24 protein-coding genes are annotated in these 25,414 nt (G+C 42.6%); 9 read left to right on the top strand and 15 right to left on the bottom strand.

Features of this window, described 5'->3' with window-relative positions; all coding sequences use genetic code 11:
• Positions 1-43: 43 nt before the first annotated feature.
• Both EHO59_RS17870 and EHO59_RS17865 read left to right on the top strand, forming a co-directional pair.
• Positions 44-2,560, top strand: coding sequence for a circularly permuted type 2 ATP-grasp protein (locus EHO59_RS17870; protein WP_135589792.1), 2,517 nt, complete (start codon positions 44-46; stop codon positions 2,558-2,560).
• Positions 2,553-3,455 carry a transglutaminase family protein gene (locus tag EHO59_RS17865; RefSeq protein WP_135589791.1) on the top strand — a complete coding sequence of 301 codons (903 nt, stop codon included), beginning with the start codon at positions 2,553-2,555 and terminating at the stop codon, positions 3,453-3,455. The genes EHO59_RS17870 and EHO59_RS17865 overlap by 8 nt, the downstream gene beginning before the upstream one ends.
• Positions 3,456-3,516: 61 nt before the next feature.
• Here the strand turns inward: EHO59_RS17865 and EHO59_RS17860 are convergent, their stop codons facing one another.
• Entirely contained in the window at positions 3,517-4,605 is a 1,089-nt protein-coding gene (locus tag EHO59_RS17860; protein WP_135589790.1) for an acyl-CoA desaturase, read from the bottom strand.
• 178 nt (positions 4,606-4,783) lie between these two features.
• Here EHO59_RS17860 and pyrE point away from each other — a divergent pair, with 178 nt between their 5' ends.
• Both pyrE and EHO59_RS17850 read left to right on the top strand, forming a co-directional pair.
• Entirely contained in the window at positions 4,784-5,341 is a 558-nt protein-coding gene (pyrE, locus tag EHO59_RS17855; RefSeq protein WP_135589789.1) for an orotate phosphoribosyltransferase, read from the top strand.
• A 3-nt stretch (positions 5,342-5,344) separates the two neighbouring features.
• Entirely contained in the window at positions 5,345-6,055 is a 711-nt protein-coding gene (locus EHO59_RS17850) for a hypothetical protein (protein WP_135589788.1), read from the top strand.
• 4 nt (positions 6,056-6,059) lie between these two features.
• On the opposite strand, the gene EHO59_RS17845 is transcribed toward EHO59_RS17850, so the two are convergent.
• The 6 genes from EHO59_RS17845 to EHO59_RS17820 all read right to left on the bottom strand — a co-directional run bounded on the left by EHO59_RS17845 (position 6,060) and on the right by EHO59_RS17820 (position 13,510).
• Complete coding sequence (locus EHO59_RS17845) at positions 6,060-6,998, bottom strand: hypothetical protein (RefSeq protein WP_135589787.1); 939 nt, start codon at positions 6,996-6,998, stop codon at positions 6,060-6,062.
• Positions 6,999-7,048: 50 nt separating this feature from the next.
• Positions 7,049-9,556, bottom strand: coding sequence for an FtsX-like permease family protein (locus EHO59_RS17840; protein ID WP_135589786.1), 2,508 nt, complete (start codon positions 9,554-9,556; stop codon positions 7,049-7,051).
• Positions 9,553-10,257, bottom strand: coding sequence for an ABC transporter ATP-binding protein (locus tag EHO59_RS17835; RefSeq protein ID WP_135589785.1), 705 nt, complete (start codon positions 10,255-10,257; stop codon positions 9,553-9,555). The genes EHO59_RS17840 and EHO59_RS17835 overlap by 4 nt, the downstream gene beginning before the upstream one ends.
• A 272-nt stretch (positions 10,258-10,529) precedes the next feature.
• Complete coding sequence (locus EHO59_RS17830) at positions 10,530-11,651, bottom strand: SpoIID/LytB domain-containing protein (protein WP_135589784.1); 1,122 nt, start codon at positions 11,649-11,651, stop codon at positions 10,530-10,532.
• A gap of 59 nt (positions 11,652-11,710) precedes the next feature.
• On the bottom strand, positions 11,711-12,982 hold the full coding sequence (locus EHO59_RS17825) for a class I SAM-dependent RNA methyltransferase (RefSeq protein WP_246053043.1): 1,272 nt from the start codon (positions 12,980-12,982) through the stop codon (positions 11,711-11,713).
• Between the two features lie 84 nt (positions 12,983-13,066).
• Positions 13,067-13,510, bottom strand: a complete 444-nt coding sequence (locus EHO59_RS17820; protein ID WP_135589782.1) for a hypothetical protein — start codon at positions 13,508-13,510, stop codon at positions 13,067-13,069.
• Between the two features lie 61 nt (positions 13,511-13,571).
• On the opposite strand from EHO59_RS17820, the gene EHO59_RS17815 reads away from it, so the two are divergent.
• A complete protein-coding gene (locus tag EHO59_RS17815) occupies positions 13,572-14,042 on the top strand; it encodes a hypothetical protein (RefSeq protein ID WP_246053041.1) in 471 nt (156 codons plus the stop codon).
• On the opposite strand, the gene EHO59_RS17810 is transcribed toward EHO59_RS17815, so the two are convergent.
• The 4 genes from EHO59_RS17810 to EHO59_RS17795 form a co-directional block, all read right to left on the bottom strand.
• Positions 14,014-14,805 carry an alpha/beta hydrolase gene (locus EHO59_RS17810; protein ID WP_342776350.1) on the bottom strand — a complete coding sequence of 264 codons (792 nt, stop codon included), beginning with the start codon at positions 14,803-14,805 and terminating at the stop codon, positions 14,014-14,016. The genes EHO59_RS17815 and EHO59_RS17810 overlap by 29 nt on opposite strands.
• A 49-nt stretch (positions 14,806-14,854) precedes the next feature.
• Positions 14,855-16,879 (bottom strand): Lnb N-terminal periplasmic domain-containing protein, encoded by a 2,025-nt coding sequence (locus tag EHO59_RS17805; protein ID WP_135589779.1) that lies wholly within the window; start codon positions 16,877-16,879, stop codon positions 14,855-14,857.
• A gap of 81 nt (positions 16,880-16,960) precedes the next feature.
• Positions 16,961-17,440 (bottom strand): DUF3015 family protein, encoded by a 480-nt coding sequence (locus tag EHO59_RS17800; protein ID WP_135589778.1) that lies wholly within the window; start codon positions 17,438-17,440, stop codon positions 16,961-16,963.
• 11 nt (positions 17,441-17,451) lie between these two features.
• Positions 17,452-17,940 (bottom strand): DUF3015 domain-containing protein, encoded by a 489-nt coding sequence (locus EHO59_RS17795; protein WP_135589777.1) that lies wholly within the window; start codon positions 17,938-17,940, stop codon positions 17,452-17,454.
• A 433-nt stretch (positions 17,941-18,373) separates the two neighbouring features.
• Between EHO59_RS17795 and EHO59_RS17790 the strand changes: the two genes are divergently transcribed.
• The gene (locus EHO59_RS17790) at positions 18,374-18,859 is read left to right on the top strand and encodes a hypothetical protein (RefSeq protein ID WP_135589776.1); all 486 of its coding nucleotides are present in this window, start codon (positions 18,374-18,376) and stop codon (positions 18,857-18,859) included.
• Positions 18,849-19,751, top strand: coding sequence for a hypothetical protein (locus tag EHO59_RS17785; protein WP_135589775.1), 903 nt, complete (start codon positions 18,849-18,851; stop codon positions 19,749-19,751). The genes EHO59_RS17790 and EHO59_RS17785 overlap by 11 nt, the downstream gene beginning before the upstream one ends.
• Before the next feature lie 136 nt (positions 19,752-19,887).
• Here EHO59_RS17785 and EHO59_RS17780 read toward each other — a convergent pair whose 3' ends face one another.
• The 3 genes from EHO59_RS17780 to lsa14 are packed head-to-tail and all read right to left on the bottom strand — an operon-like array spanning position 19,888 to position 21,051.
• Positions 19,888-20,226, bottom strand: coding sequence for a TRL domain-containing protein (locus EHO59_RS17780; protein WP_135589774.1), 339 nt, complete (start codon positions 20,224-20,226; stop codon positions 19,888-19,890).
• A 5-nt stretch (positions 20,227-20,231) separates the two neighbouring features.
• The gene (locus EHO59_RS17775; protein WP_135589876.1) at positions 20,232-20,558 is read right to left on the bottom strand and encodes a TRL-like family protein; all 327 of its coding nucleotides are present in this window, start codon (positions 20,556-20,558) and stop codon (positions 20,232-20,234) included.
• A 19-nt stretch (positions 20,559-20,577) separates the two neighbouring features.
• The gene (gene lsa14 / locus EHO59_RS17770) at positions 20,578-21,051 is read right to left on the bottom strand and encodes an adhesin Lsa14 (protein ID WP_135589773.1); all 474 of its coding nucleotides are present in this window, start codon (positions 21,049-21,051) and stop codon (positions 20,578-20,580) included.
• Between the two features lie 127 nt (positions 21,052-21,178).
• Here lsa14 and EHO59_RS18350 point away from each other — a divergent pair, with 127 nt between their 5' ends.
• Positions 21,179-21,892, top strand: a complete 714-nt coding sequence (locus EHO59_RS18350) for a Tll0287-like domain-containing protein (RefSeq protein WP_135589772.1) — start codon at positions 21,179-21,181, stop codon at positions 21,890-21,892.
• A gap of 15 nt (positions 21,893-21,907) precedes the next feature.
• Here the strand turns inward: EHO59_RS18350 and EHO59_RS17760 are convergent, their stop codons facing one another.
• Complete coding sequence (locus EHO59_RS17760) at positions 21,908-23,077, bottom strand: tetratricopeptide repeat protein (RefSeq protein ID WP_135589875.1); 1,170 nt, start codon at positions 23,075-23,077, stop codon at positions 21,908-21,910.
• A 71-nt stretch (positions 23,078-23,148) separates the two neighbouring features.
• On the opposite strand from EHO59_RS17760, the gene EHO59_RS17755 reads away from it, so the two are divergent.
• On the top strand, positions 23,149-25,263 hold the full coding sequence (locus tag EHO59_RS17755) for a sodium-translocating pyrophosphatase (protein ID WP_135589771.1): 2,115 nt from the start codon (positions 23,149-23,151) through the stop codon (positions 25,261-25,263).
• Positions 25,264-25,414: the final 151 nt, after the last annotated feature.

Genomic DNA, 25,414 nt, shown 5'->3' with positions numbered 1-25,414 from the left:
AGATGGAAAAAATCTCCCACTAGGAGAGAATGACTCCCGGCGGATGAATCAGAGAACTTCCCAAACTGCGAATCTTCTCTCCGGATATCGCCCCGGTCCGGGAGTGTACGACGAGGTATGCTTGCCGGATGGAAAATCCCGCGAGAAATACGAGTTCCTTCTTCGTAGTTTCAATCATCTAGGCTCTCCCGAATTAAGACGTAGAAAAGAAGACAGTCTGCGCATCCTAAAGGAAAGCGGAGTAACGTATAATGTTTACGGAGATGATCGAGAAAGAGTTTGGGGATTGGATCTTTTTCCCTTACTCATGGAAAGTAAGGAATGGGAAGGGATAGAAAGAGGACTCGCTCAAAGATCCGAATTACTGAATGAGATCTTAAAGGATGCGTACGGTCCTAAGCGTTTCTTGTTTGAACGAAAGATCCCTCATGAAGTCTTATTTCAATCCGGCGGCTTCTTAAGAGCATGTGCTCCGGTTTACGATTCCGCAAATTTTCGTTTAGCATTCGTTGCGACTGACGTTAGCCGAGATCACCAAGGAAATCATTATGTGATCGGAGATAGGATCCAAGCTCCTTCCGGTTCCGGTTATGCGCTTGAGAATAGGATCGTTCTTTCTCGTATTTTTCCTTCCTTATACAGAGATTCTCAAGTACATAGAGTGGCTCTCTATTTTAGAGCGCTTCGTAAGACATTGAATTCTTTTTCTCCTACAAGAGATAGGGAGCCTCTGATCATTCTTCTCACTCCTGGTCCTGGAAATGAAACTTATTTCGAGCATGCATATCTTGCAGGGTATCTCGGATACACATTGGCTCAATCAGAGGATCTAACCGTTCGTGAAAATAAGGTTTTTTTAAAGACTGTAGAAGGTCTACAGCAAGTGGATGTGATCTTTCGTCGAGTGGACGATTGGTACATGGATCCTTTGGAATTAAAGGGAGATTCTCTTTTAGGAGTTCCTGGGATCTTAGGCGCGGTCCGAGCAGGCCACGTGGTAGTTGCAAATCCGATCGGCTCCGGTTTTCTAGAGAATAGGGCAGTGCATGCCTATCTTGCTACATTATGTAAATTTTATTTAGGTGAGGATCTTATCCTGCCGAATGTTCCCACCCTTTGGATGGGAGAAGAATCTTCTCGCAATGAAGTCTTTTCGAATCCTCATAAATATGTTTTGAAACCTGCTATCCGTTCTCCATTGGATCCTTCTGTTTTCTTATCTTCTCTTAGCAATGCAGAGAGGGAAGAATGGAAGCAAAGAGTGGAGAATCGGCCGGAACGTTATGTGGCTCAGGAAATTCTTACCGGTTCCACCTGTCCTATCTTCTCCGGAAATTCGGAAGAACTTTTGGTCGGAAAATCCGTGCTGCGTACTTTTACCTGTCTTTCCGAGAACGGATATGTTTCTATGCCTGGCGGACTCGTTCGGGTTTCTCCCAAGCCTGACGAACTCATCATTACGAATCAGAGAGGAGCCATTTCTAAGGATCTTTGGATCCTTGCCTCGGAAGAGAAGAAGGAATTCAGTCTTCTCCCTGGTCATGTGGGAAGGATCCCGCTCAAGAGAAAGGGCACTGGGATCCCAAGCCGTGTCGCGGACAATATGTTCTGGATGGGACGTTATGCGGAACGGGCAGAGAACATGTCTAGACTTCTACGTGAAACGGTCCATAAGATCCTTGAGGCGGAAGAAACATACGAGAAGGAACAATTCTCCCTTCTTCTTGGAGTAGTGGATCAATTGTCCGGATTCAGTTCGGCATTCTTCGAGCCGAATGGGATCGATTCTTTGGATGCAGTCAGAGAAAAAGTATTCTCTCTCGTTACTTCTCCTCATTCGTCAGGAAGTATACGTCATGATCTCAATTTCTTTGTGGGTTCCAGCAAGGCCGTCCGAGATAGGATCTCCGATGATACTCGCTATTTGATCTCTAAATTGGAATCGGAGTATCCGAACAATTCCAGTTATGATGAGGTCTTGGAATATCTTCAAAAACTAGTGAATTTATTTGCCTCTCTTTCCGGACTTGCGAATGAGAGCATGAGTAGAGAAGCCGGTTACTTCTTCTTGGATATGGGGAAAAGATTGGAAAGAGCCCAGTTCATTTCTAGGCTCGTACTTTCTTCGATGGAAAGGACTACGATCTACAATAAAGGGATCTTTGAAAGTCTATTGAACGTTACCGATATCCGAATCACCTATCGACGCCGTTATAAATATCGGATAGAAGCAGAGTCTGTGTTGGACATTCTACTTTTTGACGAGAGTAATCCTAGATCCCTTGCCTTTCAGTTGGAAAGACTGAGAGAGAATACTATGTTCGTTTCCGGCGGCAAAGATGGGGAGATCTCTGAAGAGATCCAAATACTTACGGATCTTCTGGCAAGGTTCAGAGAAGAAGACGCCAAAAGGATCTTCGAATATGCGGACCCTGCCGGTGGACTCAAGAGATGGCTGATTGATATATTAGATATTTTGAAATCTCTTTCTGACGCTGTGGCGAGAAAATACTTCCGTTATGTGGAGAACCAAGTCAGACTAGGAGGTCCGTATGGCTGAGTATTCCATTCGACATCTCACGCATTATACGTATGAGAAGGAAGTCTCTCACTGCCTAAATCTGGCTCACCTTTGTCCTACTTCCAATGATAGACAGATCTGTCGTGAACTTAGGATCGTAATTCTTCCAAAACCTACCGTTACCGAATTCAGAACGGACTATTTCGGAAACACTGTTTATTCCTTCGCTGTTGAATCTCCTCATAAGGTACTCTCCGTTACTGCAGAAGCAAAAGTATCCACTTCCGATCCAGTAAAGAAAGCGACTACTTCTCTTACTTTCAGGGAAGTTTTGGAGAAGTTAAAGTTTTCTACGGACAAGGATACCCTGGAAGCGCTGGAGTTTGTGGGAGATTCTCCCTTTATCAATCGTTCTAATCTATATAAGAATTTTCTAGAAAAGTATCTTCCTTCCGATCGCCCATACTTGGATGCAGTCTTGGATTATGTGAAGAAATTCAGAGAAGACTTTAAGTTCAAGGCCGGAAGTACGAATATCTATACTCCTCTGGAAGAAGTGTTGGATAAGAAGGAAGGAGTCTGTCAGGACTTTACCCATCTTTCGGTAGCTGCATTTCGTTCATTGGGTTTTCCCTGCAAATACGTTTCAGGCTATATAGAAACCTATCCTCCTCCAGGAAAACCTAAGTTGAGAGGAAGTGATGCAACCCATGCTTGGATCTCAGTTTATTCTCCTGGAGCGGGATGGTTCGATTTCGATCCTACGAATGGAAAAGCAATCACCGAGGAGTATATTCATACTTCAGTAGGTCGTGACTTCTCCGATGTCTCCCCATTGAAAGGGATCCTATTCGGAGGAGGAAAGCATAAGCTTAAGGTAGAAGTGGACGTTTCTCCGATGGGAGATCCGGACGCGATCGGAAATCATATCTGATACAAAAAAGCCCTCCTTTATGGGGAGGGCCAGTAATGGGTTCAGGTATATTATAATTATTTTAAGCTGGTGCCAGGTCTCCAGAGACGAATCTCTTCCAAGTATTCAGAGCGACTTTGAAATCGGACTCTGCATCCTTGATCGCCTTCTTTCCTGCATCTGCCTCGGCAGCTTTCAGAGTGATCAGTCTTTGCTGGGATTCCTGCACTGAATTTCTCAAAGCTTCCAGTCTTTCTTCAAAGCCTTGGCTTAAGGATTGGGACTTGGATTCCAATTTGCCACGAAGCTGCTTCTCATCCATGATCATTTTCTTGCGAAGGATCTGTTCTTCTGAGATAGTCTTTCTGTCGGAAGCTAATCCAAAGAATGCAAACGTATTGATGAGCCATTTGGTTGGATCGTAATCAAACCAACGGATTCCGTTTCTGTAATCTGCTTGGAACTCGTGGTGGAAGTTATGATATCCTTCTCCGAAAGTGAAGAGAGCGATTAGCCAGTTGTCTTTCGCGGTATGTTTGTCCGAGAAAGGTTGGTCGCCTTTATAATGAGCAAGAGAGTTGATAAAGAAGGTCATGTGATGGTTGACCGCAACTCTAAGAGATCCTGCCAGCAATAATCCACCCAACGCATCTCCCCAAAGAGAGCATAGAAGAGTAGGGAAGATGAATCCCATGAAGATCGCAATCGCATAATAATAATCGTCTTGGAATTTGACTAATTTATCTTCGTATAGATCATTCACGTTCACAGGTGTTCTGTGATCTCTATTCTCGAATAACCAAAGAATATGTGCGTACCAGAATCCTTTTGTGATCGCATACGGATCTTCTTCTTTATCCACGAATCGGTGATGGATCCTGTGATCGGAACTCCATTCGACTACGGATTGTTGGAATGCAGCTGCTCCAAAGAGAATATAGAATAATCTGACCGGCAGGGATGCCTTATAAGCGCGATGAGAGAATAGACGATGGTATCCTCCTGTGATCGCGAGTCCAGTGGCTGCGGTCATGAATAAGTAGACCAACCATGTGTTTAAAGGGATTCCCCGGGTAAGAAGCAATGCTCCCGTACCAATGACTCCAATGATTGGAGTCGCAATCAAGAAGATGGTAGTCTTCAGTGCTAGTTTCTTTTTCGTTTGTTCCATATCGGTTTTCCGGTCTTGGTTTTCCTGATACGAGCCAAAACGGTCCGATTGGTTGCAAAAAAAATCCGGGTCCTGGAATTTTTCTGACCGACCGATCTCCCACCTCAAAAATCTGTTTTTTCCTGAGGAGTTCCTACTAAGATGGAATTCCGGGCTCGAAGCTCGAAGGGAGAATCCAGTGAGGGAAGAATTATTTCGACTCATTAAAGATCACGCGTACAGGTTTCGAGAAGAGCCTTTTACCTTAGCGAGCGGAAGGAAATCCAGGCATTATTTCAATTGTAAAGAGATCACATTGCATCCGGAAAGATTGGAGCTTTTATGCAAATACATAGTTGGGCAGCATCTTCCCGAATCCGGATTAAGCAATTCTGAGGCGTTTGGCGGTTTGACCATGGGCGCCGATCCGATCTGCTTCGGGATCTCTCTAGAATTTCGAAAGCAATCTAAGAATGTGTACCCTTTGATCGTAAGAAAGCAGGCCAAGGATCACGGCACCAAGAATCTGGTAGAAGGCGGAGTGAACGCAGTCAAATCCTGCGTGGTAGTGGACGATGTGATCACCACTGGAGGTTCCACTCTTCAGGCGATCAAAAGTCTGAGAGATGCCGGACTAGAAGTCAAGGCCTGCGTCTGCATCTTGGATAGGGAAGAAGGCGGAAAAGCAGCTATAGAAGCGGAAGGAATACAAGTATTCCCGCTCTTTAAGAAGTCGGAATTCGGAAGTCTGGAATAGAATATGTCCACTTACAAATACGACTCTCCTATTTTTAAAAAGAAACTGCTTATCCGGACCGGGCTCGTACTTCTCGTTTTTCTAATATTTATCGGTGTAAGCGTAATCCATTTAGAGGAAGAGAAGAGGCAGACCTTTCTCACAACGTACTTATTCTTAGGAGGAGTTCTACTTCTTCTTCTGGTAAAGAACTATAACAGGCAATTGAAAGTATTGCAGGGCGCCAGCGTAGAGATTGATGGCTCGATTCTGAAGCAATGGAATGCAAAGGGCCAATGCATGGAGTTTGAATTCTCCGAGTTGGAATCTATAGAGAAAGATAGTTATAGAGGCTACGACCGCATTTTACTCATTACCAAGCAAGGGACATATATTCCTCTTTTGAATTTGGAGAATATGGATGCCTTCTTAAACGAGTTAGAAACCAAATCCGGAAAGAAGGCAACGATTATAGAAGGGGATACAAGAGTCCTCACCTGGAAGACTTTACTTTCCTTTTTGCCTTCTTTTGGAGCCGCGATCGCTTACGGAACTGGATTCTGGAAAGTGAAGCAGGACGGAGTCTTTATCGTATTCATCGTGAATGCTCTTCTCTTTCTAATCGCTTTTCCGAAAGATAGAATGGACTCAGGTTATTCCGCGAGAAGAAGATATATCTTCATTCTTCTGATCCTTCTCGCAGCGTTCATTGTTCGATATTTCGATCTGATCTGATCGTTCAGGAAGTAATGGAGCCGGAGTTGGTGATCCCTTTTAGTATATTCATTTTCTTTTGAGCAAGCCTTCTGAGTTCTGTCATATCGCTTGCATAGGATTGTAAACTCGCATCCAGATTCAGGTGGGTTTCCATTTTTTGAACACTGTCTCGTACGAATTTTAGATCTTCGAAGCTCGTAAGTTTTCCACCCAAGATCAGTTTTCTCACAGTATCGAACTCATATTTTCTAAGATGGATCCGAATTAGGAATTCGACGGAAAACTTAGAGGTCAATCTAGACCATGGGCTTTTCGGATTAAATGAACCCTCATCCGAGGCAACCATATCGGCTGCTCTTTTGAATCCGGGGGTCCCGCTGGAGGGAGTAATCTCATAATCCGGAATATCTCTCGCTACGCTTACCGGAGTGCCTGCCTTCTCCAATAATTCAGAGAGAAGGTTTCTGCGTCGGTTATCATCATAATCATTCGGAGAAGATGTCAGAACCCTTTGGTATTCTTCCAGCATTACCGCTATATTGATGAATCTACCTAGGGGAGTATTATTGTGTTCTTTGATTTTCGGAAAAAGTTCTCGAGTGATCTGAAAGGGAGATTTGCGTTTGTAGTAAGTCGCCTCGTACGCTTTCTCTAACTTCTTCTCCGCATACGCTTTTAGATCCGTTACGATCTTTAGGTCAGCATAAACATAAGCATCTACACCCTGATCCTGCTCCCTTGCATTTTTAGATTGCTCCGGAAGAACGATCTTAATGACGAAAATATACCTGGCTTGCCGAAGCAATTCCATGGAGTGGCGGATATCATTCGCTTCCCTAGAAAAAAACGCCATCATATCTTTCAGAAAAGAATCGGAAGAAGGGATCTTATTGTCTTCTTGCAGATTGGTTTTCTTAATTTCTTCTGCAAGTTCCAGGGCTATTTCGAGAGGTGTAGCCATTGAAGGAATACCTTACGTCGGGCCTAGTCAGGAATCAAGATAGTTTTTCCTTATTCCGGACTGAGCTGGAAGCTCATTTTTCTCAATATCCGGAGAGGATAGATTGAGGAGAGCCAGCCTAGAATAGGGGAGAATACTAAAACTAAACAAGGAATCGTGGGCAGGAAAGAGAAGGTAAGGGTCCATCCGAATGCGTTTCTATTCACTACATACAAAATGATCGGCGACATGACCAGGGAGGAAAGAATTCCAAAGACTGCACCGAAGCTTGTGAGATAGATCGCCTCCGTTTTGAGTATGGTCCCTAATTGTTCGGGAGATGCTCCCAGATATTTTAGAAGTCCTAGGATCCTTCTCTTATCATACAAGGTATGTATCAGAGAAGACAATAGAGAAATGATCGAAATAAAGATCGCAGTCGCCTTGAGGGAATCCAATACCTGAAATACCTTGTTGATCTCGTAGAGATAGATCTCTCTAAGCTGTGCGGAATCGAGCAGATTCAGATCCTTATATTCCGGATTGGAATTAAAAAGATCTTGGATCTTCTTCTTTGCAAATGCTTGGCCATTCTCAGTGGAATATTCCTTATTTAAGAAAAGTTTGATAGAGTTCAGAGTATCATACTCGAAATTCTTTTCGTAAGAGTGGATGTCCATCATGACGGTTCCCCTTTCCGAAAAAAAATGTTCCTTGATCCCTTTGATCCGAAAGGTCTTTTTGCCATGAGGAGTTCGGGATGTCAGTACATCTCCTATTTTCAATTTCTTCAAATAAGCCATATTAGAAGAAATTAAAATATCCGTTTCTTCTTGCACCGAATTCTCGATCCTCTCCGGTTTGTTGGAATAGACTGAAAAATCATAGGCATGAAGAGTAAATGCGCCTAGATCCGTTTCAAAATTCGTATTCACTAAGAATCCGTCCAAATAGGAACTAATTCCTAAACTACGTATCTTTTCCGGAAGATCCTTGGGAACTCCTCCGTGAATTCCAGAATAGAAAAAGCGATCGTTGATAATGGTAAAATCCGCAGGATATTCCGAATCTACCCAATCATTTAAAGACTTCTTATAACTATCTGTGAGAATGGTGAGACACAGAACGAGAGATACTGCGAGCATGACGGTTGCTGCAGTGAGAGTGTTTCTTCCTGGATTCTCTTTTAATTCCTCTAAACCAATCTTGAAAAAAGGAAAACCCTTATCCGATCTGTCCAAGATGCTTGATACTATGCGACTGAAAAGAGAAAGTAAATAAGGAAAAGCGAATGTGATTCCGATTACAACTCCTCCCACACCGGCAAGACCTGGCAGAGGCAGTTTCCAAGGAGAAGGAAGATTGGAGATTAGGATAGAAATTAAGAAGAGAACAAGTCCGTACAATGCCAATTTAGGATTAGAGATCTTTCTCTTCTCTTTTTGAGAATCTCGTAGGATAGAAATCGGTGGGATTTTACCGGCTCGAATTGCAGGATAGAGTGCGGAGATAATGGAGCCTAATATTCCTAGAATGGCCGCAAGTCCAAGATCCAAAGATGAAATCGAATTATAAGTAGATAATAGATTCTTGTCTACGAGACCGGATTCTGGACGAAAGAAATCCAAACCGGAAAAGAAGATCCCTAAGAAAAGTCCGAGTATAGTCCCTAAAATTCCAAGAAGAACGGATTGGCTTAAGAAGAGCAGAATAGAACGATTCACATCCAATCCTAAGGTCCTCAAGATGCCGAGTTCCTTTTCTCTACTTAAGAAGAGGCCGGACATCGTATTCGAGACCATGAAGAATGCAATCAGGAGAGAAATGAAAGAGATAATGAGAAGATTGAGTTGGAAAGAACGAAGTGCATTCGCGGATCTCTCTTTAATCTCTTCTGCAGTTTCGATCTTTAGATTAGCTCCTAAGATCGTTTGGAGTTCTTCCTTTGCTTTTGAAAGATCCAGATTTGAGGTCTTGAGAAGAAAATAATCCGGTCCCTTTAATTCGGGCATTTTTGTCTGTAGATAGGAAAGATCCTCAATGATCAGAAACCCACCTTCAATATCCACTGGAATATAATTCTTAAACTCCAGATTCTTGCCGTTGATCAGAAGGGTAAAGGGAGCTCCGTGAAATCTGTCGGCCAAGGATCTAGAAACATAACTTTTTTCTAATGGACCAGAATTGTTTTGGCCTTTATCTTCCGGTAGAGGGATGCCCAAATATTCCTTTGTGAGGTCCATTCCCAAATATAGAACTCTCGTATTATCAGAAGAAATCCCTTCTCTTTGGATACGAGGTCTGACAAGCAGTATGGATCTAAGTTTTGGATTCTCGTAAATATGAGTTAAGATCTTCCAATCTAAACTTTGGTTAGGCTGAGGCGCTGAGATCTTAAGATTAAATTCCCCTTTTAGATATCCCATAGAAAAATCCACGAGGGACTTTTCTGCCTTATTCGCGTTCGTTGTGGTGGATAGAAACAAGCCCACACCCAATGCAATCCCGAGCAAGGCAAAGATGAACCTGGGCAAATAGGTCTTAAAGTATTCGTAGAGAAAGATAAAATATAATGTCATACTCTAAGCGCTGGATCTTCTTGTGGAAGGATCAGACCATCTTTCATTTTCAATCTGATCTTGCCTTTTTCTCCAATCTCTCTGTCATGAGTCACGATAAAGAGAGAGAATTTCTCCTTCTCCTGAAGCTCCAAGAGAAGTTCCAGAATCTTATGAGCGTGGTATGTATCCAAATTACCAGTGGGTTCGTCAGCAAGAACGATGCTTGGATTCTTAGCTAATGCCCTTGCGATCGCGACCCTTTGCTGTTCTCCTCCGGAGAGTTCGTCTGGCTTGTGTCCGAATCGATGAGCAAGATCTACTTTTTCTAATGCGTTTTTTGCAATCTCTCTCGCCTTCGATTTTCCGATCCCTGCAATATAAAGAGGAAGGGCAACGTTCTCAAGCGCGCTCAAATAAGGAAGTAAGTGAAAGAATTGGAATATGATTCCAGTTTCATTTCTCCTGTAGTTGGTGAGTTCTTCTTCGGAGAAGGTAGCGAGATTCTTGCCGCCGATCCAAACTTCTCCTGAGTCCGCCTTGTCGATCCCTGAAAGAATATTTAAGAATGTGGACTTGCCGGAGCCGGAAGGACCCATCAAGGTCAGGAAAGTATCCGGAACGTCCAATTGGATCCCTTTCAAAACGGAAACGGACTGAGTTCCGCTCCGATAGGACTTAATCAAATTGCGAATGATAATTCTTTTTGTCGGATTCGACATGTGTCTATTTTCAATCTTCCTAAAGATTGGCAAGTGAATTCGGTCAAAGCTCGGAAGAAGGAAGGGCGTCTGTTTTGTTTGGGGGCAAACGACCGGAGAACGAAATGAGAAGGAAGTAATCTAAATATAAGAAAGTGTGGGAGTAGGGCTTAAAGCGCCCCCGCCCGGGGCAGGGTGGGGGGAGCGGTTCGTGGGCTGGCGAAGGAAACCCCATAGCACGAACCCATCATCCTCACAACTACAAAACTAAAACAACTGGGCGCCTTATCGCCTTATCTCGTAATCCTTGCGAACTCGATTCCCTGATAATAGTGACGAAGGATTTCCGCATAAGAATAATTCTGCTTTGCCATTCCGAAACTTCCCCATTGGCTAAGGCCGACCCCGTGACCGGAGCCCATTCCCTTTATTAGAAAACCTTCATGGTCTCTTTTGATCCCAAAGCGCAAAGATTTAACGGAAGCTCCCAATAGATTTCTGAATTCCTTGCCTTTGATCTTGGAAGTGCTTTGTTTTCCGATCACTTCCACCAGATCTACTCTGCCGGAAGGAGTTCTGGAAAGAACTTGTATGGATTGCACGGAACCAACTCCTAAAGAAGAAAGTGCGCTATCCATGCGGTCTTGGGAGAGGATATCTTTCCAAACAAAATTATCACCTGCTTCGTCGAATTTGGAAGAAACAGACTCTAAGTAAGGCAAACGTTTGCCTCCCCAGACTTGGTCAGGAGTCTCTGTCTTTCCGCCACTGTTAGAGTGAAAGAACATGTGGATCGGATCTTCATCATAAATTGCTAATACGCCTTCGGTATCGCGGACTGCTTGCGTAGTCTTAGGATTTTCCTTATCCATTCCAGCATACGCTTGAGAATTCACAGTCGCTTCTACATCATAGTCTGCGTTTCTCTTGTTCAAGATCTCTCGAACTGCATACGTACGAGAACAGATTGCTTGTGCTTTCAATGCTTCTGCGGGCCAGCCAGCCGGGACTTCAGAAGGAACTACTGCGTATAAATATTCTTCGAGTGGAACTCTATTGATCACGAGAAAAGATCCGTTCTTTTCCGGTTGCAGAAGGATCTCTCCTCTCAGCTTTCTTCCCTTATATTCTAAGCCTGGATTATCAGCGACGAATCGGATCGGAGCCTTTAGCTTTCTTATGTCCAGAGAAACATGATCGTAAGCTCTCTTGATCAGAAGGTCGTTCACATCATAGACGAAGATCACTCCGTCTGATTTGACCATAAGATCCGACTCAGCTTTTCCTAAAAAGACGCGGATCTTATCGCTGGATTTGATCGCATGCGGCCCGTTCCAGGGTTTGATGATGATCGTATTACATCCCCAAGCTGCAAGGATCAAGAATGAGAATAAAATAGATTTAAGTCGGTTCATGTGTACCTTCAAAAATGAATGCCTTTGGGTACTTGTATCGAAAGAAATCTGAAATCTCTTCAGCGATTTTTAGGCAGAAAGAGTGCGATCGCTTCCAAATGAGGGGTTTGGGGGAAGGGGTCGCAAAGCTGGAATTTACTCATCTCATAACCTTCTTCTAAAAGCTTGGTATCTCTTAGTAGATTTTCAGGATTGCAGGATACGTAAAAGAGTTGGCGGACAGGATTTTCATTTAAGAAGGAGCAGAGCTCAGGACTCAGTCCGCTGCGAGGAGGATCGGCGATGAGAACGGAGTCTTGCCAAGGCAATTCTGCGGAGCTCATCTTTGCCATTCCTTTCTTATGAAAAAGGTCGAAAGCGAAGAATTCTATCTTCTTGTCAGGGAATTTGCTTAATAAAGTCTCTTCTCCGGCGGCAACGGAAGAAGGAACTATATCGATCCCTAATATATGAGAGAAAGATTCTCCGAAAAGCAGAGAGAAGAATCCGCTTCCACAAAATAGATCTACTAGAACCTTAGAAGGAATTAAGTTCGATCGGATGAATTCTAATATTTGCAAGAATTCCTTCGGGTTGGGTTGGAAGAAGCCGTCGAAAGGGATCTTAAATTTTCTTCCCCAGATCTCTTCTTCCAGAAAGGAATTTCCTCGGATGGCGAGTGCTTCTCCGGAGGCGGAAACTTCTCCCTTTCTGCGATTGAAGCAGAAAACCACATTCTTTGCGAGAGAGATCTCTTTTACTTTTTCGGCAACTTCTTCTAGCAAAGGACTTGCCTTGAAATCTTCCGTAAAAGTGAAAATGCTCATGGAATCGTCTGTGAACACGGACTTACGAAGAGTAATGTATTTTAGAAAACCTGTTTCTTTCTTTCGATCGTATTCCAAATCCGGAAAGTATTCTAGGATCTTAGGGAGTGCTTTCATCTCTTCGTTGGCCCAATCGGATTGAATGGGACAATTCTCTAAAGGGATGATCCTTCTGAAATTTCCTGCCATTCTGAGCCCTATGACCCGATTCGGAAATACGGCAAAATCCATCCGATTCCTATACGAATACTGAGAAGAAGCTGGAGTTATTTGAATATTTTCTAATTTACTATTTTGTAATTCTTTAAGAATCGGATCCGATTTTAATCCGAATTGGATCGGATAGGAAAGATGCTGTCCCGAGCAGCCGCCACATTCTCCGAATTTGGCACATAAAGGAGAAGCCGATCTTTCTTCCAGATGAGTAGGATCCCATTTGAAGAATATCTTTCTCTTTCCGAATTTATAAACTGTGTATTTGTCTCCGGGGATAGAGTAGGGGATCTCTATCTTTTTCTTACCCACGAAACCTTCCCCTCTTAGATTGGGGAGAAGGCGATCTATTTCTAAACTACCAAATGGCTCCTGATCGAACATGAGAAGAATCGTTTAAGAACGAATCTCCACATTCTCCAAGCCTTGGTTTGTAAATATCTCTTCGTATTTGCTGATATAAGGAGCTTCTTTTTCGATCCTTTCTTCGATTGCCATGGCAGCAAGTCCCGACTCTCCATACTCTTCTAGAAAATCTCTACGAGCCATGCGATGGATAAGTTCATCCCAAAAGAGTTCATTGTCATAATCTGAAATGATATCGAAGATATCCGTCTGATCTTCGAATTTGCGGGTAGGATAATAGATATCATCCGCTACATCGTAGTCTACGAATTCCTGCTTTCCAAATTCTTTCGCGAAGGAAAGTATGTATTGCTCGAGTTCTGCGTAGGAGTTGGATTCTTCTTCCCCTTCGTTGAATGCGTTGATCATCCAACTTGAAATCGCGATGGATTTAAGCAAGGTTTCGTATTGCTCGGGTGTGAACTCAATTTTCATGAAAAATCCTCGAATTAAGGTCAATTTTAACCGGCAAGCCCAAGGGGCTACCAGATTTTTTATGAGGCACTCGCTCGTTCCTATTCTTCTTTGTATCTTTTGGAACTGCTCTGGTTCTCAAAGATTCGAACAATGGAAGAACGAAAAACCGGATGTTTCTTCCGTTTATATACTGAGACCTGCGAGAGTCGCACAGTCCCTTTTTTCCTTCCGGATCGAATTGTATCGGTATGAAGGTTCCTTTAAATCCGATAAGAGAATACTCGTTGGAAACTTGTCCTTAGATTCCGGAGAATACAAGCTATTAGATCTGGAACCCGGATTTTACCAGTTGAAGTGCAGAGATGTGGAGAAGATCTTCTTCGCAAAGCAATCTACAAGACAGTTCTTGTCTCTCGAGCTATTCAATACAGGTGTGTTTACTCTTCCAGAGTTAGTGATCCAAGAGTTAGATGCGGAGAAGGCATTGCGACTTCTCTTAGAAGGAAATCGAATGTATTCGGTCACTGAAACTTCGGATTCTGGGAAGTGAGCTCATCCACATATTTTAAAAAATTTCCGGCGCCCTTAGATCTTCCCATTTGCATCCAATCCAAATGTCTGGCGCCTTTGATCTCCCAGAAAATCTTAGGATCCTTTGCCTTTTCAAAAAGCTCCATCCCATTCGGAAAAGAGACTACTTCGTCTTCGGTTCCATGAACCAAAAGAAGTCTCACTGGAGAGATCTCAGCGATTACATCTCCCGGGCTGAATTTGTCAGAGAAAAATAATCCCACTAGATAACCGATCGGAGTAAAGAAAACCTTGTCAGCTATCGTTTTTGCAACATGGGAATAATACGCGAAACTTCCGTCAGCGATTACAAGAAGCAGTCCTTCCTTACTCTTCATTTCACCTACTCCTCGTAAGGCGATTGCTCCGCCTAAACTTTGTCCGTAGACGATCCAAGGAATTCCAGCCTTACGAGCTCTTTCTTGGGCAAAATCGAGTATCTCTTTAGAATCTTCATAGATCTTTTGCTTGTCCGCTTCTCCTTCCGATTCCCCGTAACCTCTATAGTCCCAGGTGATGAGTTCATAGCCCCTTTCTACCAACCAAACGAGGGTCACATAGTGGCTGCTCATATTCTCCCCATTACCATGAAATTGAAGAATGCTCGCCTTCGCTTTTCCTTTCGGTTTGAAGATCCAAACTCTGACCAAGTTCCCATCCTTCATTTTTAAGAAGAATCTCTCCGGCTGGAATCCTAACTTCTGCGGTTCAATATAAGTATCTCTCGTTGGATGGTAGAGCATGCTACTGCACCCCGAAGAAAAGATAAGAAGAAATAAAAGTAAGAGGGAATTAAAATTGATACACATAGGAAAAGCTAGCCTCATTATAATTTCTTTGGGCCTTGGCCTCTATTCTCAATTCATGATTAGGGTGAATTGCATATCTTAAACCCAATTGGGCCTTATAATCGTTCTGTACATTATATATTCCAAAAGCATAATAATGTAATGAAAGCACAGCCTTGAACGAATCGAAATTCGCGATGAAATAGGCGGCACCTTGTGGAGCTACGACTGCATTCGTGTCGTATTTTCCATTGTATCTTCCCTTAAAGCCTGCTTGAACGGAAAATAGAAAACGCTTCGGTCCCGGAGAAAATTCATCCTGAAAACTGTAACCTGCAGTACCTTCCAGATTTGCGTTTGTGACCCTCTCGAATCTATCCTTTCCGGAATCTCGTTCGAATTGAGCCAAGGAATACGAACCGTAAACAGGATTTACATAAGCTTCATAGCGAAGAGCATTTCTTTGTCTGTCCTTATCCTTTTCATAGACGGAAGAATCCGCTCCTGAATCCACGAAATAAGAAACGGATTTGCTTAAGGAATTGTAAGGGGTCAAGGAGAGGAGTCGAACGAAATGAAAATCTTCTAAATGAAGCTTCTTCGTATTTTCGTAATATCTTGCTTTAAACGAAAAATAATCAACGGAAGAATTCGGAACGTAACCGGTATCCGTATTCAATAGATCATGAATCGCTGCCCTATAACCGAAACCGTAAAAATTCCCTAAATTGGAAGTTCCGACTTCGTTATACAACGCAGAACTTCCGTGCGAAACATGAGGACTTTGTGTTATCGGATCATTCTTGGAATCATCGTAATCCGTATTGATCTTACTTCTGAATAGAAGTAGTTTCTTGTAATTTTCGTTTTGGTTCGGATATGGATCTCTTTCCATTTTTCGGAATTGAAAGGAATCCATAAGAGAATCCGTAAGCAAGGAAATTCTAATATTCTTGTTCTCTTGCTCTGAGAATAGAGGAGAGACGTCTCCGTTTCGAATAACCTTAAGATATAGATTCCTTTCTTCTTCGTTCATGCTTCTTACTTTCTGCAAGATCTTGCTATGGATAGAAGGACGATAATGGATCTCTTTGACCAAATTAGCCTGTTCTATATATTTCTTAACTGTATCTCCCGGGATCACAAAAGGAGCCTTATTCCTAAGATGAAGACTCGGTCTTGCTACTTCTAAAAGAGAAAGAAGATGATAAGAGCAGTTCTCATCCAGAAAATAATAATCGAAAGAAGCAGAACCCAATTCCCAAATATGACGTGTCATCCGAATGACTTCATCTTGTTCCAAGCCAAGTTCATATTCCCATAGATCCCTGCTTTCTGCGTCGTTATATTCTCCAATCTTAATATAATATGGAAAAAGAGAGAATACTCCCGGGTAGCCACCGAAAAGACCACCAACCGCATAGACGATTGCATTTGTAGAATTTGGATCTGCGTTTGCTGCATAATTCACTGCATATTCCAAGATATCCTTTCTGTCTTCATTTGCTGAATCTATCTTTAAAAGAGTATGCCCGAAGATGGATGCAGGTGCGTTCATATAATAAGAAGCGAATATGATCTTCGCAGCCTTAGGATTCAGAGTACCTATCCATTTCTCGAAACGAGAACAGTCAGCGACCGCAAGATCCGAATTCGGAATTCCTAACTCTTGTTGCAGCCATCTTGTCCTTTCCGGAAATTTACAACGAGGATGCATCCAATTCTTATCTTCCGGATTGGGAGAAGAGGCCGGAGAAACAATTGCGCTTAACGTTGCTAACAACTCCTCTTTAGGATTCTTTCTTCCCTTCTCCGATAAGAAGAAGGAAGGTGAATCTGCCTCGCTTTCCCAACCGAAAGTCGTCTTGGTATAATGAATGAGAAGGGTCCAGTATCTATCTTCCCAGAGTTTCTTGGACTCAGCGATCTGTTTGTATTTTGAAAGTGTCTCCGGCTCTATCGCAGAAACAGAATATATATGAAAGAAGAAAACGGATAGAAATACGAGGTATTTCGATTTGAGAGGCAATCTTGGATTCTTTTATGTTTTGGATTTAAGGAAACCCTTCTCCCTTTCGGAAGAAGGGCGATTTAGATGCTTATAAAAAGCTTAGATCTTGCAGCTGGAAGCCAGAACTGCGTTGGAAGCTACTTCTGCTCTCATTCTTTCTAAGAAAGAATCAGGAGTGTTTTGGTTGAATAGATCAGAGAATTTCTCTTTTCCTACTTTTCCAAAAGTAACTTTGTCAGAGCATCCCAAAAGAGAAGCGAAAGCTTCCATCTTCTCACCGGATCCTTTAGCAAATTCTTGCTCTAAGGATTGGTAGTTCATGTGAACGAAGATTTGTTGTTCCATTTCTTTTTGGCTGAAGCCGCTAGTTTCACAATTCAGAGTTCCGGTGGAAATTCCGAAAGTCTGGTTTCCTAAAGTTGCGTTTACGGTAGCTCCGATGACTTGGTGAACTTTTTTGTTCTCGCTAATCACGATGGAACCTAAACCGCAACCTGCTGCTCCGTATTTAGCGGAAGCAACATAAAGAGGAGAAGCAACTAGAGCTAAAAATAGAGATAATGCTAATATTCTTTTCATGTGTTAGCTCCTTATAGTTTGCAATTCTTAGAAAGAACTGCGTCTTTTTTGATCCCTTCTTTCACTGCGCTGAGTAGAGAGGAAGGAGTGGTTTCTTCTTGGAAGAAATTGTTGAAGTTGGATTTAGTGTAAGCTCCGAGTGCGCTGTCGGAAGTGCATCCGAGTAGGCTAGAGAGAGCTTGTAGTTTCTCACCTTTGCCTTGAGCCATTTCCATTTCCAAAGAGTTGAAGTTCACAGAGACGAAAACCTCTTGTACTTTTTCGTTACGAACTAATCCATCAGTTGCGCAATTGGAAGTTCCGGTGGTGATCCCGAAAGTTTGGTTTCCAGATGTGCCGTTTGTAGTAGCTGCAAGAATTTGCAAGATCGCCTTGTTTTCTTTGAAAACTATAGAGCCTAAACCGCAGCCGGCAGCACCATACTCCGCAGCGGAGACTGAAATTCCCGAAGATAGTCCAAGCAGTCCTGCTAGTCCTATCGCTAGAAGTTGTTTTTTCATAAACAAACCTCTCCTTCCTTTTAATTGGCGAATATTTGCTTCGAGAAGAGACATTATGTCAATCAAGAAACCCCAGTATAAATGGAAGCAAAGCGCTTGTTTGGCGGCTAAATCGTAATTCCGATTCGAAAATAAAAAGTTTACAAATTAGATAAGAATAAATTTCGGCCTAATTTCATTACCTAAGTATCGGTTTGTTCTCCGTAGGATTAGGAGAGTCATATGTTTTCCATTTCTATATCCTAATTAAGGTACAAAAAAGCCGAATTAAAATAGAACTAAGTTGTCTCTGACCAGATTCGTATCCCTTGAGGCAGAAGTTTGGCAGTTATAATTTTATATCTCATTTTAGTGAATTTTTCTTTTCAATTATGGTAGGTGCTAAAATCGATGTAACCAACAAATTCAGTTTGAATTTATGGAGATTCAATAAATGAACAAAAAAGGGATTATTGCTTTGTTGATTGCGTTCGTTGCATTCGCTTCGAATTGTACTTCTACACAAGGTTCCAACCAAATTGCTGGTGCTAAACTTGGGTCCTTCTTGGACATTCGCGCGCTTTCTAGAAAAGACTACAAAGTTATTGGTAACGTAAAAGGAGAAGCTTCCTTTTCTCGTACTAGAATTCTACTTCCAATCTACCCTTTGACTTTCTACAATTTCGGTGTTCCTGGTCTGAGCGATAAACGTGAATCAGGAAGCATCTCTGGTTATCCAACCTGGGCAACTCCACTTTCTCCTCTCGATTACACTCAAGAGCAAGCTATCTACAACGCTTTGGAAAAGTTGGACAGTGCTGACGCAGTTCTTCAGCCAAAATTTAAATGGAAATGCGAGACAACTCAAGCATTTCTCTATAGTGATGAAAAATGTACTGTAACGGTCATCGGAAAAGCTATCGCAGTCAATGAAGGCTAAGATTTGCATTTTCTTGATAATCGTTATCGGCCAGGCTTCTTGTGTCACGTCCGGGTTCTTTGGAAAAGAATATAACGAGAATCGAGAGATAAGTTACGGAGTGCAGGAAGCACGTTTGCTCCAAGCGAATAATCCGGATTTGGCTCTTAGGTCAACTTCGGAAGTAGTCTTGAGAGCTTACGGTGATCTTTTCTTCTTTGTGCCGAATGTAATTTATTACGTTTTTGCTCGGCAGACCTTTTTTGGTACGCTCGGGAATGGAACGGATGATGTTGACTTGAATCGGGCCGATTCTGCTGCTCTTGAGCGTTATACCGCTTTGCAAAGAGGAGAAGGTGAGGATAGAAGCCGGAACACAAATGCCGCTGCGCAAGTTGCGACAAATTGGGGACTCAACACTGTCTTCGATTTGATCTTGTATGTGCCTAACTTAGTATACTTCCCGATAGCGGATAAAACTATCTTTGGGACTTTCGAAGTAGTAGGTATAGATGTTCGGGACAAATATTACAGTGCGAGAAAGGTTCGTGCTCGGGATTTGTTGAGGTTATCCGCAATTCGCAGAAGTCCGCAAACCGTGCAGGTGAGTTTTCTTGGAGTTCGTTCTGATGTCGAAGTTAGCAGATCATATCTAGCTGGATTAGAAAATGCAGATGCAATTACCAAGTGGAGGACAAGTTATTACTTTTCTTCAGATGGAATTATGCGGGCTTTCGAACCAGAAGATTTTGGGAACGCGATGAAAGATGCTGAATGGATCCTTGATGATTTAGATTTATCTACTGAGGATATTGAAGAGTTAAAGCAAAACGGATACTTGGAATTTTACGATGAAGAAAGTAATGTTCCTGTATTAGATAGTCAAGCTCCCCCGAAAGGGAAAAAGAAGTAAGATAGATAAATTTAATCTTTATTTTTTAAAGCCCGTCCATCATGGACGGGCTTTTTTATATCTAAGCTTATTCTTTCCTACAACTGCCCGATAAACGGATGATCATAGGAAAGAATCTTCAGATTTGGATGAGATTTTATTCTCCGTAAACCATTACGCACTCTTGGGAAAAGAGAGGAGCTAAAATCGAGAAAACGCTCTTGTCTACAACAGCGATTTTTTTGATCCCCGCTTTTTGCGCCGCTTCTACAATGCTTCCTTCTCCACCCGAATAGAAGATAACATTTACAATAGAGTAAATATTACAAGACTTACCGCTTTTTAGGATTTTTGCGTCGGTAGGTCCTCCCGTCGGAGTTCCGGAAACATGATACTCAGCTGAAGCAAAAATAGCTGCAGGTAAGATACTCGTTGCACAATTGAACGAAGCAAAGGAGCTAAAGGAAATTAATATCAATAATATTGTCTTTTTCATGTATGTTATTCTCCCGTGACGATCGTACAATAATCTCTATAAACCAAAGTCAGAACAGACATGGTCGAATGATCGATTGTTGCTATTTTTGTAATTTTGTTTGCTAAAGCGATTTGTCCAACCCCTGAATCTCCCCAGGTAAATAGGCCGAGCACACTTTTAGTACAACCTTCTGCTTTTTTTGTAGAGGCTACGTTATTCAAAGTATTGAATTCTCCGGGGAATTCAGTGCCTGTATAGATAAAGCCTCCCACTGGTCCATTCGCGCAATTCATGAAAGAACCAAGTATAATCCCTACACCAATTAATATTTTGATCGTTATATGTTTCATTGTCTTAGCCATCTTTAGATTATCTTTTTTTAGGGGTTAGAGCTGGATCGGCTGTGAGTACCGGAGTAGTACCGCCAGGATTGCTAGAGATAGAACCAGCATTTCCTGAAACAACAGTGCAGAAACTATGATAAACACCTTCTAACACTGCAAACTGCTCATAATTCACTGCTGCGATCTTAGTGATCTTTCCATTTGCTTTAGCAGCTGTTAATGAAGAATCACCAAAAGCAACTAAGCCGAGGATACTTCTGCTGCAAGCTGTTCCAGTTAAAGTCACTTCCGCATTGAAACCGATTTGACCTGGTATATCCCCGCTGTGAATCAGATATGCACCTTTCGTAACGAGTGGGCTTAAGCCTAGAGGTAACCCATAATTTTTAGTAGGATTTGTGTTTGGAGTAGCACCTATGACGTTTCCAAAATTCGCTCCAGTGCAATTAACAAACCCTAGTAATAAAAAACAGCTGAAAATAAGTAATTTAATCTTCATTCAACCTTTATCCTATTATAAACTCGTAATTTCCTAAATTAAAATCTCAGAAATTACGGCTAACGGGCAAGTGAAACCTTTAGAATATTGTAATCAACTTGAAATTTCCTTTAAATCTTAAAAAACCATGGATTTTAATTTGAACAGAACACTTTTTGAAAAATTTGCGAATAAAACTATAGATGTTCGAATATGTAACCAAGATTATACTAGTTGGCAAAAAGAGTTCGAAATACAGGATTGCTTCGTGAAATTTTTCCGAACGATCCAATTAAAAAAAATCTGTTTTATAGTCTCGATTGCCTGCATAAATTTGAGTACATTCGCATTTTGTAATAGAGAACAGGATACGGAAAAGAAAGCAATCCTTGCGAAGCTTTTTTATGAATCTGAGGAGAGTTTGACTAAGGATTTGCAAGAATCAATTCGTAAGAAGGGAGTCCTTGCATCTCTTGATACCTGCCGCACTTTCTCAGAAGAGAAGGAAAGATATATCGCCGCTTCGTATCCCAAATTGGTTATTCGTAGAGTGTCTGAAAAAAGTAGGAACCCGGATCATTTACCCAAGGATTGGGAAGGGAAAGTATTTGCAGATTGGAAAGAATTTGCTTCCAAGGATACTCCTGCCTTTGTATTTTCTGACAGCTCTGCAAAATCTCTCTATTTCATGCGGCCAATCTACGTGAATGATCCAGTTTGCTTAAAATGTCATGGAGCTGCGGAAAAAATCTCTGCGGAGTTGAAGACGGAGATAAAAAGGCGATATCCGGAAGATCGATCCTTTGGATATCAATTAGGAGATCTTATTGGCGCTTACTCAGCGGCCTGGCAACGCTTATAGTTGATAGATTTCACTTTATTCTGCCAAAGCGTTCTCTAAGTAGAATTGAAAGCTCTTGTCCAGATGATAGGGGCCGGCAAAACGAGAGAGATCCTTTTCTAATTCCTGCAATTTTAGATTTTTATACGATTCTCTCCATTCTCTCGAAATGATCCTGACCTTTTCGTCCGGCTCGAGTTCAGGCAGAGCCTTTAATGCAAATGCAAGTACTTCCCAATTATAGGAAGAATGATTTAAGAGTACGCTCCATTCCTCTGTGCTTAAGTTCTTTTTGTTGCGAATGACTTCTTCCAAAAGCTCTGTTGCCTGGATCCCTGAATCAGAACCGATCTGTATATAATATCTTCTTAATGGAAGAAGATAATCCTTATCCGGAAATGGTGCTTTTCTAAGTGCTAATAGCAATGCTCTTCTCGCCAGGGCCGCAGATTCAACGAATCTTCTCTGGTCCAAATATTCCATGCTTAAAATATGATGATAGATGGGTTCATCTCTAAAGATGACGGCTCTTTGGATCAGTCCTTCTTCGTATAGACTTGCATCCTTGGATTTATAAGAGAGTAGGCAGAGTCTGTGTAGATTCTTGTTTCTCGGAAAGAAGGGGAGGAAGCGTTTGCATCTTGCGATGGAGTCGTCCAATTTTCCTGCTTTTTGAAAACCGGTGATCTCGTCTAAGAGGGCCTGTTCATCTGCAAGATAAGGATTGTTGGTTTCTAATTCTTGAAGTGCCGCTCTATAATATTCCAAATTTCCGATGCGAGAAGACCAAAGAAGAGCTCTGTATCTCAGCTCTCGATTCTCCGGATCCTTAGCAAGAAGAACTCTTGCAGTATCCAAGGCCTTATTCGGAAAACGAAGAGAATCATATAGATCCGTCATCTCCTGCAAGATCTTTGGTTGGTCTGGATTCATTCTGAGGCTTGTCTCAAAACTCTTGAGCGCTTCTAATTCGTCTCCCTTTCCGTGCAGGGTCTTCCCCAAGATCCAATAGTATCTGAAGTCTCTAGGCTCTCCGGTCTCGTCTGCGATTTGTAATTTTTCTAAGGCTTGTTGGTATCTTCCCCGCAAAGCCTCCTCGGCTGCCTGCTGGATCAGCTCTTCCCAAGAAAAGGTTGAACTCAAGGCCAGGACCGATTTTATAGTGCAAATAACTAAAAAGAACCAAACGGAAAGTGTAAGTCGCACTGTTTTAGACAAGCTCGATCCCATCTTTTTAAATCATCGGAAATTTTAAAAAAAACAAGAGGTTTCCCAGAATGAATTCTGTTACGATTATTCTGTCTTTTGCCTTCCTGGCTATTTTGACCGCCGTAGTTTATACATTGAAGGTCACCAGGATTACCATTGGCACAGAGGGCGGAAAAGACCCAGAATCCAAGAAATTAATCGAAATTTCTTCCGCGATCTCCGAAGGTGCAATGGCCTTCCTCGTGAGAGAATATAAGACTATCTCTCTCTTCATCGCCTTTATGGCAGTTTTGATCTTCTTCCTTTTGGACAATCCGGAGACTCCGGATTTTAATGATGGTCTATTCACTGCTCTCGCATTCGTTGCAGGAGCCTTGATCTCCTGTCTTTCCGGTTTTATCGGAATGAAGATCGCGACCGCAGGGAACGTAAGAACCGCACAAGCGGCTAAGACTTCCATGAGCAAGGCATTCCGAGTCGCTTTTGACTCTGGAGCAGTTATGGGATTCGGTCTCGTAGGACTTGCAGTTCTTGGAATGATCGGACTCTTCTTGCTTTATACCAACTTATTCCCGAATGTAAGTAAGCTTTTCCTAATGGAAGCTCTTGCTGGTTTCGGTTTGGGTGGCTCCGCAGTGGCTCTATTCGGTAGAGTAGGCGGCGGTATCTATACCAAAGCTGCAGACGTAGGCGCTGACTTGGTCGGAAAAGTAGAGAAAGGAATTCCTGAAGATGATCCTCGTAACCCTGCTACAATTGCGGATAACGTGGGCGACAACGTAGGTGACGTTGCTGGAATGGGAGCCGACCTATTCGGTTCTTGCGCAGAGGCAACTTGCGCGGCTCTTGTGATCGGTGCTACCGCTTCTGCTCTTTCTGGAAATGTGGACGCTCTTTTATATCCTCTTCTTATCTCCGCTTTCGGGATCCCTGCTTCTCTTTTAACTTCCTTTATCGCTTCTGTGAAAGAAGGAGGAAATGTGGAGAAGGTCCTAAAAATCCAACTTTGGGTTTCTACTCTTCTCGTAGGCGCTGCAATGTATTTCGTTACTGACAAATACATGGTGGATTCTTTCGAGATCGCCGGAAAAACCATCACCAAATGGAACGTTTTCATTTCCTTGGTAGTAGGTCTTTTCTCCGGAATGTTTATCGGTTTGATCACAGAGTATTATACTTCTCATTCTTATAAGCCTGTCAGAGAGGTTGTAGACGCTTCCAAGACTGGAGCTGCTACGAATATCATCTACGGTTTGGCTTTAGGTTATCAGAGTTCTGTGGTTCCTGTTCTTCTTCTTGTGATCACTATCGTGACTGCGAATATTCTCGCAGGAATGTATGGGATTGCGATCGCAGCGCTTGGAATGATCTCTACAATTGCGATCGGACTTACTATCGACGCTTACGGTCCTGTTTCGGATAACGCAGGTGGGATCGCTGAGATGGCGGAATTAGGAAAAGAAGTTCGTAATAGAACGGATACCTTGGACGCCGCAGGAAATACTACTGCTGCTATCGGAAAAGGTTTCGCGATCGGTTCTGCGGCTCTGACCTCTCTCGCTTTATTTGCGGCATTCATTACGAGAACAGGAACTCACGGTCTGGACATTCTGAACGCGGAAGTGTTCGGAGGACTTCTCTTTGGAGCAATGCTTCCTTTCGTATTTACCGCTATGACTATGAAGTCTGTCGGTAAGGCAGCAGTTGACATGGTCGAAGAAGTAAGAAAGCAATTCCGCGAGATCCCTGGGATCATGGAAGGAAAGGCGAAGCCTGACTACAAGCGTTGTGTAGATATTTCTACTACTGCTGCACTTCGTGAAATGATCGCTCCGGGACTACTTGTTCTTCTCACTCCGATCGTAGTCGGTTATCTGTTCGGGATCAAGTCTCTTGCAGGAGTTCTGGCAGGTGCATTGGTTGCTGGTGTGGTTCTCGCAATCTCTTCTGCGAACTCAGGTGGCGGTTGGGACAACGCTAAGAAATACATCGAGAAAGCGGCTGGTGGAAAAGGTTCCGACCAACACAAGGCTGCTGTTGTGGGAGATACCGTAGGAGATCCTTTGAAAGATACTTCTGGTCCTTCTATCAATATCTTGATCAAGTTGATGGCGATCACAAGCTTAGTGTTTGCGGAGTTCTTCGTTCACCAAGGTGGATTGCTACTTCGCTTATTCCAATAATAGAATATTCAAATTCTGGAATAGAAGAAGGGGTCGTAAGGCCCCTTTTTTATTGAAACTTCCAAATACGCAAAATCTCTCTTTTAGGCGATAAGGCGCCCAGTTCCAATTTTCGGATTTTTCTTGTTAGAAAGCGAGATCTGTGATAGGG

Source organism: Leptospira semungkisensis (assembly GCF_004770055.1).
GTDB classification, from domain to species: Bacteria; Spirochaetota; Leptospiria; order Leptospirales; family Leptospiraceae; genus Leptospira_B; species Leptospira_B semungkisensis.
The sequence above is the reverse complement of the archived record's forward strand: the minus strand, read 5'-3'. Positions and strand labels throughout refer to the sequence as shown.

Bases quoted from the DNA above. Each gene is read 5' to 3' on its own strand.
- EHO59_RS17815 (WP_246053041.1), top strand. From the start codon at position 13,572: ATGAGGCACTCGCTCGTTCCTATTCTTCTTTGTATCTTTTGGAACTGC.
- EHO59_RS17810 (WP_342776350.1), bottom strand. From the start codon at position 14,805: ATGCTCTACCATCCAACGAGAGATACTTATATTGAACCGCAGAAGTTA.
- EHO59_RS17830 (WP_135589784.1), bottom strand. From the start codon at position 11,651: ATGAACCGACTTAAATCTATTTTATTCTCATTCTTGATCCTTGCAGCT.
- EHO59_RS17755 (WP_135589771.1), top strand. From the start codon at position 23,149: ATGAATTCTGTTACGATTATTCTGTCTTTTGCCTTCCTGGCTATTTTG.
- EHO59_RS17870 (WP_135589792.1), top strand. From the start codon at position 44: ATGAATCAGAGAACTTCCCAAACTGCGAATCTTCTCTCCGGATATCGC.
- EHO59_RS17790 (WP_135589776.1), top strand. From the start codon at position 18,374: ATGAACAAAAAAGGGATTATTGCTTTGTTGATTGCGTTCGTTGCATTC.
- EHO59_RS17850 (WP_135589788.1), top strand. From the start codon at position 5,345: ATGTCCACTTACAAATACGACTCTCCTATTTTTAAAAAGAAACTGCTT.
- EHO59_RS17840 (WP_135589786.1), bottom strand. From the start codon at position 9,556: ATGACATTATATTTTATCTTTCTCTACGAATACTTTAAGACCTATTTG.
- EHO59_RS17785 (WP_135589775.1), top strand. From the start codon at position 18,849: ATGAAGGCTAAGATTTGCATTTTCTTGATAATCGTTATCGGCCAGGCT.
- EHO59_RS17800 (WP_135589778.1), bottom strand. From the start codon at position 17,440: ATGAAAAGAATATTAGCATTATCTCTATTTTTAGCTCTAGTTGCTTCT.
- lsa14 (WP_135589773.1), bottom strand. From the start codon at position 21,051: ATGAAGATTAAATTACTTATTTTCAGCTGTTTTTTATTACTAGGGTTT.
- EHO59_RS18350 (WP_135589772.1), top strand. From the start codon at position 21,179: ATGGATTTTAATTTGAACAGAACACTTTTTGAAAAATTTGCGAATAAA.
- EHO59_RS17860 (WP_135589790.1), bottom strand. From the start codon at position 4,605: ATGGAACAAACGAAAAAGAAACTAGCACTGAAGACTACCATCTTCTTG.
- EHO59_RS17835 (WP_135589785.1), bottom strand. From the start codon at position 10,257: ATGTCGAATCCGACAAAAAGAATTATCATTCGCAATTTGATTAAGTCC.
- EHO59_RS17775 (WP_135589876.1), bottom strand. From the start codon at position 20,558: ATGAAACATATAACGATCAAAATATTAATTGGTGTAGGGATTATACTT.
- EHO59_RS17845 (WP_135589787.1), bottom strand. From the start codon at position 6,998: ATGGCTACACCTCTCGAAATAGCCCTGGAACTTGCAGAAGAAATTAAG.
- EHO59_RS17780 (WP_135589774.1), bottom strand. From the start codon at position 20,226: ATGAAAAAGACAATATTATTGATATTAATTTCCTTTAGCTCCTTTGCT.
- EHO59_RS17865 (WP_135589791.1), top strand. From the start codon at position 2,553: ATGGCTGAGTATTCCATTCGACATCTCACGCATTATACGTATGAGAAG.
- EHO59_RS17795 (WP_135589777.1), bottom strand. From the start codon at position 17,940: ATGAAAAAACAACTTCTAGCGATAGGACTAGCAGGACTGCTTGGACTA.
- EHO59_RS17820 (WP_135589782.1), bottom strand. From the start codon at position 13,510: ATGAAAATTGAGTTCACACCCGAGCAATACGAAACCTTGCTTAAATCC.